The organism is Flavobacterium sp. LMO8 (assembly GCF_009495755.1).
Taxonomy (GTDB): domain Bacteria; phylum Bacteroidota; class Bacteroidia; order Flavobacteriales; family Flavobacteriaceae; genus Flavobacterium.
The window spans coordinates 1-14,608 of record NZ_WIBJ01000006.1; the positions used below are offsets into that span (position 1 = coordinate 1).

The following is a 14,608-nucleotide window of genomic DNA, read 5'->3' on the forward strand; positions in this document are numbered from 1 at the left end:
CCCTCCCCAAAGGAGAGGGTGACAAAAGGAAAAATTATTTCATTAGTTTGTTTGGTTAAAACAATTTAGTAACCCTGGAGTGGGCTGAACGAAGTACTAAGTATGAAATACAAAGTGCGAAGCTTAAAAGTGTTGAAAAACCGCCTTACTGCAAAAAACATTTAAAATTATGCCAAGAGCAACAAATTCAGTAGCTACAAAAGCTAGAAAAAAAAGAGTATTAAAACAAGCCAAAGGTTTCTTTGGAAGACGTAAAAACGTTTGGACTGTAGCTAAAAACGCGGTAGAAAAAGCAATGTGCTATGCTTACCGTGATAGAAAACAAAACAAAAGAAATTTCCGTGCTTTATGGATTACGCGTATCAATGCTGGTGCACGTTTACATGGTATGAGTTATTCTCAATTTATGGGGAAAGCAAAAGCTAACAATATCGAATTGAACCGTAAAGTTCTTGCTGATTTAGCTATGAATCACCCAGCTGCTTTCACAGCTATCGTTAACAAAATTAAATAATTACGTCTAACTCAGTTTATCTTACTTATATATTAAACCCCGATGAAAATCGGGGTTTTTTATTTTTAGATACGGAATATAAATCCGCGGTATCGAGTCTATTAAGCTTATGATAAGAAAGATTTTGTTAACATTTCAAAAGCTTCATTATCACATAACTTTTTCATTCTTTCGATTGAAGATTTCCTGTATTGCTCAGAAGTTAAATTTTGAGAAATTATAGTTATGTCTTGTTTAAAATTCATTATTTCAAACCAATCTGAATTTTTATCAAAAAGTTCTCGTTCAGTTTTTAAAGCTATTCTAGCCAAACGATCTTCATCACCAGAATATTTTTCGTAAACTTTTAATTTCTCAATCGTAATCATTTATACATTTTTAATTTTGCTAACAACATAGTTTTATTGAAATTTGATTTTGATTGTGGGCCCGGAATGCAATTCATCAATATCGGGTTATCGGGATTTTCGATAACACTTATTTTTGAAGAGCTGTGTAATCAAGATAACTAATGAATAACCAAATAGAAGAATAAAAAATATTGAAACTACTGAAAGGAGCTTATTATTTTTATAAAAAAGTTCACCGACCCAACTGTATCGCCCAGTACCAGGTTTCCTCAATGATAATTCATTGGAATTTAAATATAAATATGTAAAAAAAACAAGCATTATGATTCCGAAAATGATCAACAGAATATTTTTTTTATAATTATATTTTGGTTTTATATTAGACATTTTGTTGTTATAAAATTTCTGGTAATTATTAAATATCATCAAATATAAACATCTTTTATAAATTATACCTTATTAACCTTCCCCAGAATTCAATACCTTTACACTTTAAAAACAATACCTTGAATACAACCAAAACCATAACCGGCTTTCATCCGAAAAACAAACACCACGGCAAATACGATTTCAAAACTTTAATTGCAGCGAATCCTGATTTAGCACCATTTGTTACGGTAAATGAATTTGGCACCGAAACGATTGATTTTGCGAATCCTGATGCGGTGAAAATGTTGAACAAAGCGTTGTTGTTGCATTTTTATGGTTTAAAAAATTGGGATATTCCAAAAGGATTTCTTTGTCCGCCTATTCCAGGACGAGCAGAATACATTCACCAAGTTGCCGATATTTTAGAAGATACTTACGGAACGATTCAAACCAAGCATAAAATTCGCATTTTAGATGTCGGAATTGGTGCGAATTGTATTTATCCGATAATAGGTGTTTCGGAATACGATTGGCGCTTTGTGGGTAGCGAAATTGACAAACAAGCTTTTGAAGCGGCTCAAGAAAATATTAATTCGAATCAAAAATTAAAAGAAAACGTTGCGTTGCGATTGCAAACATCTAAACGAAACATTTTCAAGAATATCATTCTTCCAGAAGATAAATTTGACATGACGATTTGTAATCCGCCTTTTCACAGTTCTAAAGAAGAAGCAAATAAAGGCACGATTCGTAAAAATAAAAACTTAGGCATTGAAGATTCTAAAAAACCAACCTTAAACTTTGGTGGCGTAAATAATGAATTATGGTGCGAAGGTGGCGAACTAACGTTCATCAGCAATATGATTTATGAAAGTGTGCATTTTAAAGCGCAATGCAAATGGTTTTCCTCGTTAGTTTCTAAAAAAGATAATTTAAAACCGTTGCTTTCGCATCTTAAAAAAGTAAAAGCAACCTACCAAATTACAGAAATGAAACACGGAAACAAAGTGAGTAGAATTTTGTTTTGGACGTTTAAGGAAGAGAAGAAAGAGTAAAGAGCAAAGAAATAAGAGAATAGAAAACCCGAAAGTGCTGCTTTCGGGTTTTGTGTTTATGTACTGAAAAGAATGTTATTACTCAAAAACTTCCTCATTTTCCCCATCAAAGCTGGCAAAAACCATACTTGGATGCGAATCTTGATGAAAGATGTTTCCTTGTTTATCAATTCCGATAGCACCTGCAAAACCATCATAAGGTTTTAATTCGGCAAAGGTTTTTTCGAAGGCTTTTTCTATTGCAAATCCGTCGGTAACTCGGGTTACAATTTTTGCTGCTGTGGCGTTACTTACAATGTCCTCGCCTACTCCTGTTAAGCTTACTCCACAAAATTCATTAGCATAATTTCCTGCTACGGTTGCCGAATCTGAGATTCTTCCTGGAATTTCAAATCCTTTTCCACCCGTTGAAGTCGCTACTGCAATTTTTCCGTTATTGTCTAAAGCTACACAACCTACAGTTCCCGTTCCTAATGAGTCTAATTTGGCTTCATATTCGGCTCTTCTTTGTGGAATTTCAGTTGAAAAAGGTTCAAATCCGTGTTTTCTGGCAAAATTTGTGGCACCGCTTCCACCTAAAATTCGGTCATCAACTTGCATTAAAACTTGTGCGACTTGGATTGGGTTTTTTACTTCTTCAATATTGATAACACCACTCATTTTCTGCGATTCGCCATCCATTAAAGAAGCACTCATTCTGATTTTTCCATCTGATTGAATTTGTGACCCAATTCCAGCATTAAACAATTCATCGTCTTCCAACTGAGAAACCGCATACACCACTGTTTCTAATGCCGAATGATTTTGTAAATAGGCATACGAATCTTTCACTATGCGTAAAAGGGCTTGTTGTTTTGCGATTTTTGTTTCTAAACTGGTTGATGATTCTGAGAAAAATCCGCCGTGGATAATTATTTTCATGTTTTTGGGTGAAGGGTGAAAGGTTTTGGGTGAAAGGTTTTGGGTGAAGGGTTATGAAACCTTTTACCTAAAACCCATTACCTTTTACCTAATTAAACGTGTTGTGATGAATGAATCGTCATTTTATGAGTATCTAAATTAAATCTATCATACTGACTCATTACATGTGTAACTAAATGATTGATTGAGATGGGTTGACCTAATTCTACTTGTGTTAAATTGGTGTCTTTTACTTCTCTTCCATCAACCAAAATAACTAAACCAGAACCAATAGCTTCCATTTGACGACCATTTGTAATTAACAAACCTGTATCTTCACCAAGTCCAACTCCTAGTACTTTTGGATTACCAACAACTGCTTGAAATAAACGTCCAATTCTTCCTCTTTTTACAAAATGAGTATCAATTACAACATCATCAATTAAACCTAAACCAGAAGTTATTTTTACTTCACCTTTAAGTAGAGCTTCAGAACTACTGCCTTGATAAATCATGTTATTTGAAGCTGCTGCAGCACCTGCAGATGTTCCTGCGTAGATAAAATCAGAATTTCTATATTTATCAATTAGAATTTCATCAAATGGTGTTCCTCCTAAAATTGAAGTTAATCGTAACTGATCTCCACCCGTAAACATAACAACATCAGCTGCCTTTAGACGTTCTAAAATTTCAGGATCACTAGCTTGTTCTCTTTTTTCAATATAAAGAACATCTGTATTATTTGCTCCTAAATAGCTAAATGCTTTTATATACTCAGGACCAATTTCTCTAGGAATTACAGAAGCAGTAGTTATGACCTCAATACGAGATTCCTCTTTATTTTTTGATTCTTTAATGATTCTTTTTAAGATTCCTGTTTCGAAAAAATTCAAATTCTTTGCAGCATCTTTATCCAAATTGGTTTCTGTAAAACTTCCTTTATCTACAGCACCACCAATAATTATTAATTTTCCTTGTATTTCCATGGCGTAAAAATAACTATTTCTTAATACTACACAAATCAAATTGAGATAAAGAAATGAAACTTTTTAATGATTTTTCAAGAAAGGGTAAAGATCATCTATAAATGCTTATCAAATAAAAACCAAAGTACAACAAAAGCTAAAATTTGATAATTTTACTTAAAAAACATCACACTGTAATATTATTTTTCTATTTTTAACAAAATCATTATCCATTTAAAATACAACTTTCAATTTTTATGAAAATATTAAAAATACAAGCACTTAGAGGTCCTAACATTTGGAGCGTTCAAAGAAAAAAATTAATTCAAATGCGATTAGATTTGGAAGAAATGGAACAATTTCCTACCAATAAAATCGAAGGATTTAGAGAGCGAATCGAAGCTATGTTCCCAACTATGATTGAACATCGCTGTTCAGAAGGTTGCAGAGGCGGTTTCTTTTCACGTGTTGAAAGAGGTACATGGATGGGACATGTAATTGAGCATATTGCCCTAGAAATTCAAACCTTAGCCGGAATGGAAACAGGTTTTGGAAGAACCAGAGAAACTAAAACTCCTGGTGTTTATAATGTAGTTTTTAGCTATACCGAAGAAAACGTAGGCTTATTTGCAGCTGAAAGCGCTGTCTCAATTGCCGAATCTTTAATTGCAGGAACTGAATATGATTTAGAAGCTGATATTCAGAAAATGCGTGAAATTAGAGAACGTGTTCGTCTTGGTCCTTCAACTGGAAGTATTGTAGAAGAAGCTGTTGCAAGAGATATTCCTTGGATTCGTTTAGGAACCAATTCACTAGTACAATTAGGTTACGGTGTTAATCAAATGCGCTTTCAGGCGACCATTACATGTAAAACAAGTAATATTGCTGTAGATATTGCTTGTAATAAGGAAGAAACTAAGCGAATGTTAGAATTGGCTTCGATTCCTGTGGCAAGTGGCGGTATTTGTGTTGATGAAGAAGATTTAGAAAATGTAATTAAGAAAATTGGTTACCCAATTGTAATCAAACCTTTAGATGGAAATCACGGAAAAGGCGCTTCCATCAATGTAAAAAAATGGGAAGATGCCGTTGCAGGATTAGCTTACGCGAAGAATTACAGCAGAAGAGTTATTGTAGAAAAGTTCATTACAGGTTTTGATTTCCGTGTTTTGATTATTGATAACAAATTGGTAGCTGCTGCTAAAAGAGAGCCAGCGCATGTAAAAGGAGATGGAACACATACGATTCAACAATTAATAGAAGAAACTAATAAAGATCCAAGACGTGGTTATGGACACGAAAATGTACTTACACAAATTGACGTTGATAGAGACACAACTGATTTATTAGAAAAATTAGGCTATACTTTAGAAACGGTTCCAAGAAAAGACGAAGTTGTTTATTTAAAATCAACTGCTAATTTAAGTACTGGTGGAACTTCAGTAGATGTTACCGATATGATGCATCCAGAAAATATATTCCTTTGTGAACGAATTTCTCGTGTGATTGGACTAGATGTTTGCGGTGTGGATATTATGGCAGAAAACTTAACACAACCTCTAAAAGAAAACGGTGGTTGTATTTTAGAAGTGAATGCAGCTCCTGGATTTAGAATGCACTTAGCTCCTTCCGAAGGTTTACCAAGAAACGTGGCTGCTCCAGTAATTGATATGTTGTATCCTCCAGGAAAACCAAGTCGTATTCCAATTATTGCAGTAACCGGTACTAATGGAAAAACCACCACTACTAGATTAATTGCACATATTGTAAAAAATAATGGATTCAAAGTTGGTTTTACTACCTCAGACGGAATTTATGTGCAAAATCACATGATGGAAAAAGGTGATACTACTGGACCGATTTCGGCAGAATACATTTTGAAAGATCCAACAGTGGAATTTGCTGTTTTAGAAACGGCTCGCGGTGGAATTTTAAGAGCCGGTTTAGGTTTTAGTCGTTGTGATATTGGTATAATCACTAACATTCAAGAAGATCATTTAGGATTGAATGATATTGATACTTTAGACGATTTGGCAAGAGTAAAAGCTACTGTAGTTAAAAGTATCAAGAAAGATGGCTGGGCTATTTTAAATGCTGAAGACGAATATTGCATGAAAATTGCAAAAGATTTAAGTTGCAATATTGCTTATTTTAGTATGGATGAAAATTCAGCTGTTGCTAAACAATTAGCAAAAGAAGGCAAAATTGTTGCAGTTTATGAAAATGGTTTCATCACTATTAAAAAAGGCGAATGGAAAATTAGAGTAGAAAGAGCTACTCACGTTCCGTTGACGTTAGGTGGAAAAGCAAAATTCATGATTGCAAATGTTTTAGCAGCTACTTTAGCTGCATATTTGCAAGGATTCAAAACTGAAGACATTAGCTTATCATTACAAACATTTATTCCAAGTGCAGCTCAAACGCCAGGAAGAATGAATATTTTCGAATTCAAAAAATTCAAAGTATTGATTGATTTTGCTCACAATCCTGCTGGTTATCGCGGTGTGGAAGAATATTTATCTTCTGTAGAAGCCACTAAAAAAATTGGAATTATCGCTGGTGTTGGTGACAGAAGAGATGAAGACATTAAAGAATGTGCTACTATTGCCGCTCGAATGTTTGATCATATTATCATTCGCCAAGAAAAACACTTACGTGGTAGAACCGAAGAAGAAATAAACAATCTTATTTTAGAAGGAATTGCTGCAAGCGGAAAAACTGTAACACACGAAGTTATAAGTAAAGAAGTAGAAGCATTGAAACATGCTATGAATAGTGCAGAAGATGGAAGTTTCATTACCGCTTTAAGTGATGTTATTACAAATGCAATTGAGGTTGTTCAGGAATATTTAGATAAAGAAAACGAAGAAGCTTAATAAAAGTTAATTCTAAAATATAAATCCCAAATTCCGTAATGGTCTTTGGGATTTTTTATATTTTTATATCATTAAAATAACAACATGCAAAACTTACAAAACTTAATTAGCCAGTTAGAATCTAAAATCTCACAATGTGAAACTACAAATCTTGCGGTTTCTGGTGGAAGTGTAGGTTGGCATATTGAACACAGTCTAAAAACGATTGATCAAATTGTTACAGCTTGTAAAAATTCGAATCCTTCAGATTATCAATGGCATTTTAATTTTAAGCGCTTTTTGATCATGTCAATTGCTAAAAAAATCCCAAGAGGAAAGGCAAGAGCACCAAAAATTGTTAGACCAGAAGGCGATATTTCTACTGAATCATTGACTTTGAGTTTAGAAAAAGTGAAGGAGAATTTAAAGAATTGGGGAAATTTGGACAAAAATGCTAATTTTCCGCATCCGTTTTTTGGAATATTAAACAAGAAAGAAACTGAGAAATTTTTATTACTTCACACGAAGCATCATTTGATGATTGTTAATGATATTTTGAAATCATAACTTTATAATACAAAGAATGTTTAGTACCAAAACAATCAATACTAATAAAACTAAAAATTTATTATTATATGTCTTCAAACTATTCAAATCATTAATTTTTAAGAACTTAAATTTAAACAACAGTAAAGCAAGATTTCCAAAAATGGTGTGAAATGCGATACTTTGTATACGAAAAATGAAAAAACTTATTTTTTATATTATTTTTAGTACAAAATTAAGTTTTCAATTTCTTCTTTCTAGCTGCAGGAAACAATACATTGTTTAATATCAAACGATAACCTGGCGAATTTGGATGTAAATCTAAAACTGTAGGAGCATCTCCTACTCTATGTTGGTAATCTTCTGGGTCGTGACCTCCATAAAAAGTAAACATTCCTTTTCCTTTGGTTCCGTGAATGTATCGTGCTTCTCCGTTGATTTTGCATTCGCCCATTACCAAAACATTAGATTTGATTTTCTCAGCATCAAAAGCAGTAGTTTGTCCCATAAAACCTTTAACTAATTGTGTATGATTTTGACACAACATCGTAGGAATTGGATCCCATTTTGCGGAATATTCCATTAAAGTAAAGTAGTCTTTATCCATAGAAAAAGCTCCTTTCCCGTGTTCTTCGGTGGTATCGATATCTGAAAACTCATAAACCATTGGATTACGAACTAACGTATAATCCTTAAAAGCAAAAGTACTTGTGTAATCTATACGGGATTGATAATTGGCTTCTGAATCATCTCCGTCAAACATCGGTTCGCAAATATCAACTCCTTCTGCCGAAAGCGCAATATCAAAGCTATCAGTAGCCGAACACATCGCAAACATAAATCCGCCACCAATAACAAAATCTCTGATTTTTTTAGCTACCGCTAATTTCTCTTCCGAAACTTTAGTATAACCTAACTTTTTAGCCAAAGCTTCTGCTTCTGCTTTTTGTTGGATGTACCACGGCGTACTTCTATAATTTCCAAAAAACTTTCCGTATTGACCCGTAAAATCTTCGTGATGCAAGTGCAACCAATCGTATAACAATAATTGATCTGACAAAACTTCTTCATCGTAAATTTCGGTAAACGGAATTTCGGCATACGTTAAAACCATGGTTACAGCATCATCCCATGGTTGCTTTCCTTTTGGAGTATAAACCGCAATTTTTGGCGCTTTTTCTAATACAACTGTTTCCATATTTTGTGATGGCGAACTAATTTCTTCTAAAATAGTATTAGTTGCCGCATCCGATAATACTTCAAAAGTTACGCCTCGAATTTGACATTCTTTTCTAATTTCTGGAGCATCAGGTAATAGAAAAGAACCACCACGATAATTTAACAACCAACTTACTTTGTAACTTTTATCTAAAGCCCAATAGGTAATTCCGTAGGCTTTTAAATGATTTTGTTGTCCTTCAGCTTCCATTGGTAATAACACAAAGGAGGCTTTGCTCGAAAAAGAGCTAAGAAAAAACAATATAATATATAAGCTGATCGCTTTAGATTTCATGGTTTGCTATTATAATTGGACTAATTTATAACATTTCTAACAAATATTATTTATTGAAATGTTAAAGTCGCACCCCCGTAAAAATACCTGGTTACCCCCGTAAAAATACCTGGTTTGAAAATCAGGTATTTCTACTCTTACACAGGAATATTTTTTGCTTTAGTTTTGACACATATCAAAATAAAAAAAGATGAACACGAACAGTCGAAATTTATCGTTAATAAACTCGAAAGAAATGAAATTATTAAAAAAAATTGGATATATAGTATTAGCAATAACTATCCTTGTGTATTTTGTTTTAGTTTTTCAATTCTGCAGAAATTACTAATTTCTTTCGAATTTTCAATTATTAAGACTCAATATCATTATTAGAGTCTTCTTCTTCTAAGTTGATAACTTTATTTTGTATGGCAAATATGACTAATCCTGCCATATTTTTTGAGTTGGTCTTTAACAAAAGGTTATTTCTATGACCATCAACTGTTCGAGTACTTAAACTCAACATCTCTCCAATTTCAACTGAACTGTATTGTTTACAAATTAATTCCAAAACTTCCTTTTCTCTTTCGGTTAAGAAATCCTCATCTAAAACAGTTCTTGAAGTTGCATTTGAAATCATGTTTTGATGAATTACTTCCATCACGATTTCATTATAATAAAATCCTTTTTGAGCCACTTCGTTAACAGTTTTAATCATATCAACCGGCGAAGCGTTTTTAACTAAATACGATGCTGCGCCCACGTTAATCATATTAGCAATAAACGATTTAGTATTATAACTAGTTAAGGCAATAATTCGAATTGCTGGAAAATCTTTGTGAATTAACTTAGTTGCTTCCACTCCGTTTAATAATGGCATTTTTAAATCCATCATTATAATATCGGGAAGTTCGGTAGTAGTTTTTAAATGTTCCACTAATTCACCTCCGTTTGAAGCTTCGAAAATAATTTCAATATTAGGTTCACGTTGAAGTAAGAAATAGATTCCTTTTCGGAATAATTCCTCATCATCAGCTAATATTATTCTAATCTTTTGTTCCATTAATTGAAATTAAATATCATTTTTACTCCTTCGTTTGGTTTTGAAGTAAAGCTAAAATTGCCTCCTAAAAAGTTAATTCTACTTTCTATATTCATCATTCCCAAACCTTTTTGATTTTCCTCACTCGAACTATCAAAACCTAATCCGTTATCGATATAAGTACATGTTTTTCGGTCTTCGAAAGTAGTAAATTGTATTGAAACTTCTGTGGCTTTTCCGTGTCGAAGCGAATTATTTAACAATTCTTGAAGGATACGAAATATATGTAAATGTTTTTCAATAGTATAGCTTACAAAATCAATGTTGTTTTCATACGAAACTTTAACAGTTTTGGTACTATTAAACTCTTCTACAAGTTCTTCAATTCCGGCATGAAGTCCAAATTTCTCTAAAACTGGTGGTAATAAATCGTGTGCAATGCGTCTAGAATTCTCTAACGCTTTTTGTGTTAACTCAATAATATTGTTGGTGATTTCTAATTGTTCGGTTTCGTTTAGATTTGGAGTTTTCAATAAATGACTGTTTAGTGAAACCACATTAAGTTTTGAACTAATATCATCATGCAAGTCTTGTGCAATACGTTTACGCTCTTCTTCCTGAGTAATTAAAACCGAATTTAATAACTCTTTTTGGTGTTCAATCTCTAAGTTTTTTTTATCTACTTCAATTTGGACGATTTTCTTTCTTGAAAAATAGAAAAATAAAATCAGCACCAAAAACATAGATAAAAAAGCTAGCAAAATAAAAAAAACCGCATTTGCTAACTCTGCATTCTCTATATTAATTGTATTTGCCATCTTTGTTAAAATAAATTAGTTTCAATTGGTAAAAGAAAAATCCAAATTTGATAAATTGTAGCGTTAAATTTATGGTCATTAAATTTTTATAAAAAATATTACTTCTATCAAAAAATGAATATAATTCGTAAAACAAAAAGACAAAAGTACTTCCAAATAAATATAATAAAATCCCTAGGTTAGCATAATAAAATTCAGTTCTTTGTCCTAAATTATTGTACAAATGCATGGTAGCATAAATGATTATAGGCATTGTAGCTAAATACATTTCTAACAAACTATACTCAAAAAACATTTGAGGGTTAAAAACATATCGCGACAATAAAAAAACAGGAAGTATAATTAATAGAAAATAGACAGATAATAACTGCTTTTTAGTTTGTAAAAGGGTGGCATAAAAATAACTCAGGATTACAAATTGGAACAAATCATAAAAATGCGATGTAAAAATATTATAAATCTTAAACCAATTCCATAAATTAGAGGCAACAAAGTCTATTATCAGCACTCCTAAAATATATAATGTAAAAATTTTATAGGTTTTTCCAAACTTGAAAAAACCTATAAAATAAAGTATGCATAAAATTGCAGAGGTACCAAATAAGTAATAGGAAGAATCCACCTATTTTAAATTAAGCAATTGGCTTTCAATACCACAATTTGGAGGACAAGGATAAGATTTATCAACCAAAATATGATTATCATCTATCAAATCTTGACCATTAGCATCTACACCTACTAATATTACTTTTTGAATGCCGTCGTCATCAACTGCCATATAAGCTCTAATTGCCACAACATCACTAGGCTCCATAACGTCTAATAAAGCTTGTTTTTGAATTAAGTGTGCTTTTGCAGGTTCTTTTGGTAGATTAGTTCTCCAATTTGTAATCCATTTAATTGCGTCTTCGAGAGTAATTTTAAAATCTGACATATTTTTATTTTTTATAATTGAATTATAAATGTAGTAAAAAAATTAATAAAAAAAACAGGCAATTTGCCTGTTTTTAACTTTATTTTGAATTATTTAAAATGGAACATCTGAATCATCATCAAACGAATTCATGGTGCTACCAAAAGCTTCGTTAGGCGTTGGTAAATTTGGCGTAATGAATGGATTATTATCATCCAAATTCATTTTAGAAGGCAATTCATCAAATGGAGAACTAAAATCGTCTAAATTTTCGAACTTTCCTAAGTTTCCTACGAACTTTAATCGGATTTCATCTAAACCACCATTTCTGTGTTTTGCTACGATAAATTCGGCCTGACCTTGTGTTGGTGTACGTTCTTCATCATCCCATTCGTCAATTTTATAATATTCTGGGCGGTAAATAAACGATACAATATCCGCATCTTGCTCAATCGCACCCGATTCACGAAGGTCGGAAAGTAAAGGCCTTTTACTAGAACCACGAGTTTCCACCGCACGCGATAACTGAGAAAGCGCAATAACCGGAACGTTTAATTCTTTTGCTAATGCTTTTAAGTTTCGGGAAATAGTAGAAATTTCTTGTTCACGATTTCCACCGCCTTTTCCATTTCCACCAGCTGTCATTAACTGCAAATAATCCACAACAATCATTTTAATTCCATATTGAGATGAAAGTCGTCTTGCTTTCGCACGTAAATCAAAAATGGATAATGAAGGTGTATCATCAATATATAAAGGTGCCTTTTCTAAGTTTTTTACTTTGATAGAAAGTTGCTCCCATTCGTGTTTTTCTAATTTTCCGGTACGAAGCTTTTCAGAAGACAAACCCGTTTCAGATGAAATCAAACGTGTAATTAACTGAACAGAAGACATCTCCAAAGAGAATAAAGCCACTGGATGATTGTAATCAACCGCCATATTTCGAGCCATTGAAAGTACAAATGCGGTTTTACCCATACCCGGACGAGCCGCAATAATAATTAAATCGGATGGTTGCCAACCTGAGGTTAATTTATCTAAGTTGTGGAATCCTGTTGCTATTCCACTCAAACCTTCTTTTCCTGCAATTTCTTCGATACGTTTTTTTGCTTGAATTACTAAACTTTGAGCCGTTTCTGAACTACGTTTAATATTACCTTGCGTTACTTCGTATAATTTTGATTCGGCTTTGTCTAATAAATCAAATACATCGGTAGATTCATCATAGGATTCTTCAATGATTTCGCTTGAAATTTTTATCAAACTTCTTTGAATGAATTTCTGTAAAATGATACGTGAGTGAAACTCAATATGTGCCGAAGAAGATATCTTTTGTGTTAGCTGAATCAAATAAAAATCGCCACCAGAAAGTTCTAGTTTTCCGTTTTTCTTTAATTGCGCCGAAACGGTTAATAAGTCTATCGGTTGAGTTTCATTAAATAACTGAACAATAGCCTCAAAAATATGCTTGTGAGCATCTTTGTAGAAGGCATCTGGTTGTAAAATATCAATTACTTCATCTACCCCTTTTTTATCAATCATCATGGCACCAAGTACCGCTTCTTCAAGGTCTAACGCTTGAGGAGGTAGTTTTCCTTTTTCCAAATTGATAATCGTAGTTTTATCTACTTTTATCGGGTTCATATTTCTGACATTTTCCATATTGCGAAGGTAACCAAATTTTATAAAATATCCTTTTGAGTTCTTAATAGTGAACTGTTAATAACTCAAATTTATTGTTGATAAGCCAAAAAAAATCCGAAACTTGCGGCTTCGGATTTTTATTTATAATTGAAAATAAGTGGTTATTCTTTGAATTCACCCATTTTGCTGTATTTATCCATTCGTTGCGCCACCAAATCTTTTGTTGATAAATCTTTTAACTCATTAAAAGCTTTAGTTACATACTCAGCAACCGATTTAAACGTAGTTTCTTTGTCGTAGTGAGCGCCACCAAGCGGTTCTGGAATAATATCGTCGATTAACTTTTGTTTTTTCATATCAAACGAAGTTAATTTCAATGCTTCAGCTGCTTGCTCTTTGTATTCCCAACTTCTCCATAAGATAGACGAACACGATTCTGGAGAAATTACAGAATACCAAGTATTTTCCAACATATATACTCTATCTCCTACTCCAATTCCTAATGCACCTCCTGAAGCTCCTTCACCAATAATAACTGAAATAATAGGAGTTTTTAAACGAGCCATTTCGAAAATATTTCTTGCAATAGCTTCTCCTTGACCTCTTTCTTCAGCTTCTAAACCTGGATAAGCTCCTGGAGTGTCTATTAATGTTAATACAGGAATATTAAATTTCTCTGCCATTTTCATTAAACGTAATGCTTTACGATATCCTTCTGGATTGGCCATCCCGAAGTTTCTGTATTGGCGCATTTTAGTATTAATACCTTTTTGCTGCCCAATAATCATAAAAGATTGTCCGTTGATTTGACCTAATCCACCAACCATCGCTTTATCGTCTTTAAAACCTCTGTCTCCAAAAAGTTCTAAAAACGTTCCATTAGTTAAATTTGTAATATATTCTAATGTATAAGGGCGATTTGGATGACGCGATAATTGCACACGTTGCCAAGCTGTAAGATTTTTGTATATTTTTTTCTTAGTTTCTTCTAATTTCTTCTCAATTTGCTTGCAAGTGTTAGACACATCAACATCTGATTCCTGACCAATGATTTGACATTTATCTAATTGGTCTTCAAGCTCTTTAATTGGTAATTCAAAATCTAAATATTCCATAATCGGTTTATTTGGGTTTGTGTTTGTTGT

Annotated in this window: 14 protein-coding genes; 4 read left to right on the forward strand and 10 right to left on the reverse strand. The window is 32.7% G+C overall.

Features of this window, described 5'->3' with window-relative positions; translation table 11 throughout:
• The first annotated feature begins 169 nt into the window (after nucleotides 1-169).
• Nucleotides 170-514, forward strand: coding sequence for a 50S ribosomal protein L20 (rplT, locus tag GFJ94_RS00345; RefSeq protein WP_133610711.1), 345 nt, complete (start codon nucleotides 170-172; stop codon nucleotides 512-514).
• A 107-nt stretch (nucleotides 515-621) separates the two neighbouring features.
• Here rplT and GFJ94_RS00350 read toward each other — a convergent pair whose 3' ends face one another.
• Nucleotides 622-882, reverse strand: coding sequence for a hypothetical protein (locus tag GFJ94_RS00350; protein ID WP_153199300.1), 261 nt, complete (start codon nucleotides 880-882; stop codon nucleotides 622-624).
• A gap of 488 nt (nucleotides 883-1,370) precedes the next feature.
• Here GFJ94_RS00350 and rlmF point away from each other — a divergent pair, with 488 nt between their 5' ends.
• Nucleotides 1,371-2,288 carry a 23S rRNA (adenine(1618)-N(6))-methyltransferase RlmF gene (gene rlmF, locus GFJ94_RS00355; protein ID WP_153199302.1) on the forward strand — a complete coding sequence of 306 codons (918 nt, stop codon included), beginning with the start codon at nucleotides 1,371-1,373 and terminating at the stop codon, nucleotides 2,286-2,288.
• A 78-nt stretch (nucleotides 2,289-2,366) separates the two neighbouring features.
• Here the strand turns inward: rlmF and GFJ94_RS00360 are convergent, their stop codons facing one another.
• Nucleotides 2,367-3,209, reverse strand: coding sequence for an isoaspartyl peptidase/L-asparaginase (locus GFJ94_RS00360; RefSeq protein WP_153199304.1), 843 nt, complete (start codon nucleotides 3,207-3,209; stop codon nucleotides 2,367-2,369).
• 92 nt (nucleotides 3,210-3,301) lie between these two features.
• A complete protein-coding gene (locus GFJ94_RS00365; protein ID WP_153199306.1) occupies nucleotides 3,302-4,174 on the reverse strand; it encodes a cyanophycinase in 873 nt (290 codons plus the stop codon).
• 236 nt (nucleotides 4,175-4,410) lie between these two features.
• Between GFJ94_RS00365 and cphA the strand changes: the two genes are divergently transcribed.
• Together cphA and GFJ94_RS00375 are read left to right on the forward strand one after the other, a co-directional pair.
• Nucleotides 4,411-7,029 (forward strand): cyanophycin synthetase, encoded by a 2,619-nt coding sequence (gene cphA, locus GFJ94_RS00370; protein ID WP_153199308.1) that lies wholly within the window; start codon nucleotides 4,411-4,413, stop codon nucleotides 7,027-7,029.
• 84 nt (nucleotides 7,030-7,113) lie between these two features.
• The gene (locus GFJ94_RS00375) at nucleotides 7,114-7,575 is read left to right on the forward strand and encodes a DUF1569 domain-containing protein (RefSeq protein WP_153199310.1); all 462 of its coding nucleotides are present in this window, start codon (nucleotides 7,114-7,116) and stop codon (nucleotides 7,573-7,575) included.
• A gap of 214 nt (nucleotides 7,576-7,789) precedes the next feature.
• Here GFJ94_RS00375 and GFJ94_RS00380 read toward each other — a convergent pair whose 3' ends face one another.
• From GFJ94_RS00380 to GFJ94_RS00410, 7 genes are all read right to left on the reverse strand, one after another.
• Entirely contained in the window at nucleotides 7,790-9,067 is a 1,278-nt protein-coding gene (locus GFJ94_RS00380; protein WP_153199312.1) for an asparagine synthetase B, read from the reverse strand.
• 349 nt (nucleotides 9,068-9,416) lie between these two features.
• Nucleotides 9,417-10,109 (reverse strand): response regulator transcription factor, encoded by a 693-nt coding sequence (locus tag GFJ94_RS00385; RefSeq protein WP_153199314.1) that lies wholly within the window; start codon nucleotides 10,107-10,109, stop codon nucleotides 9,417-9,419.
• The gene (locus GFJ94_RS00390) at nucleotides 10,109-10,906 is read right to left on the reverse strand and encodes a sensor histidine kinase (protein ID WP_153199316.1); all 798 of its coding nucleotides are present in this window, start codon (nucleotides 10,904-10,906) and stop codon (nucleotides 10,109-10,111) included. Before GFJ94_RS00390 ends, GFJ94_RS00385 begins: the two co-directional genes overlap by 1 nt.
• Nucleotides 10,890-11,414 (reverse strand): hypothetical protein, encoded by a 525-nt coding sequence (locus tag GFJ94_RS00395; protein ID WP_153199318.1) that lies wholly within the window; start codon nucleotides 11,412-11,414, stop codon nucleotides 10,890-10,892. Before GFJ94_RS00395 ends, GFJ94_RS00390 begins: the two co-directional genes overlap by 17 nt.
• 114 nt (nucleotides 11,415-11,528) lie before the next feature.
• Nucleotides 11,529-11,840: a hypothetical protein gene (locus GFJ94_RS00400; RefSeq protein WP_153199320.1), complete on the reverse strand. Its 312-nt coding sequence runs from the start codon at nucleotides 11,838-11,840 to the stop codon at nucleotides 11,529-11,531.
• A 93-nt stretch (nucleotides 11,841-11,933) separates the two neighbouring features.
• Nucleotides 11,934-13,481, reverse strand: coding sequence for a replicative DNA helicase (gene dnaB, locus GFJ94_RS00405; RefSeq protein ID WP_153199323.1), 1,548 nt, complete (start codon nucleotides 13,479-13,481; stop codon nucleotides 11,934-11,936).
• Nucleotides 13,482-13,624: 143 nt separating this feature from the next.
• The gene (locus tag GFJ94_RS00410) at nucleotides 13,625-14,578 is read right to left on the reverse strand and encodes an acetyl-CoA carboxylase carboxyltransferase subunit alpha (protein WP_153199325.1); all 954 of its coding nucleotides are present in this window, start codon (nucleotides 14,576-14,578) and stop codon (nucleotides 13,625-13,627) included.
• Between the last annotated feature and the right edge of the window lie 30 nt (nucleotides 14,579-14,608).

Excerpts from the sequence above, each read along its gene's own strand:
- GFJ94_RS00400 (WP_153199320.1), bottom strand. The coding sequence starts at position 11,840 with ATGTCAGATTTTAAAATTACTCTCGAAGACGCAATTAAATGGATTACA.
- GFJ94_RS00360 (WP_153199304.1), bottom strand. The coding sequence starts at position 3,209 with ATGAAAATAATTATCCACGGCGGATTTTTCTCAGAATCATCAACCAGT.
- GFJ94_RS00380 (WP_153199312.1), bottom strand. The coding sequence starts at position 9,067 with ATGAAATCTAAAGCGATCAGCTTATATATTATATTGTTTTTTCTTAGC.
- GFJ94_RS00365 (WP_153199306.1), bottom strand. The coding sequence starts at position 4,174 with ATGGAAATACAAGGAAAATTAATAATTATTGGTGGTGCTGTAGATAAA.
- GFJ94_RS00385 (WP_153199314.1), bottom strand. The coding sequence starts at position 10,109 with ATGGAACAAAAGATTAGAATAATATTAGCTGATGATGAGGAATTATTC.
- cphA (WP_153199308.1), top strand. The coding sequence starts at position 4,411 with ATGAAAATATTAAAAATACAAGCACTTAGAGGTCCTAACATTTGGAGC.
- rplT (WP_133610711.1), top strand. The coding sequence starts at position 170 with ATGCCAAGAGCAACAAATTCAGTAGCTACAAAAGCTAGAAAAAAAAGA.
- GFJ94_RS00350 (WP_153199300.1), bottom strand. The coding sequence starts at position 882 with ATGATTACGATTGAGAAATTAAAAGTTTACGAAAAATATTCTGGTGAT.
- dnaB (WP_153199323.1), bottom strand. The coding sequence starts at position 13,481 with ATGGAAAATGTCAGAAATATGAACCCGATAAAAGTAGATAAAACTACG.
- GFJ94_RS00375 (WP_153199310.1), top strand. The coding sequence starts at position 7,114 with ATGCAAAACTTACAAAACTTAATTAGCCAGTTAGAATCTAAAATCTCA.
- GFJ94_RS00390 (WP_153199316.1), bottom strand. The coding sequence starts at position 10,906 with ATGGCAAATACAATTAATATAGAGAATGCAGAGTTAGCAAATGCGGTT.
- GFJ94_RS00410 (WP_153199325.1), bottom strand. The coding sequence starts at position 14,578 with ATGGAATATTTAGATTTTGAATTACCAATTAAAGAGCTTGAAGACCAA.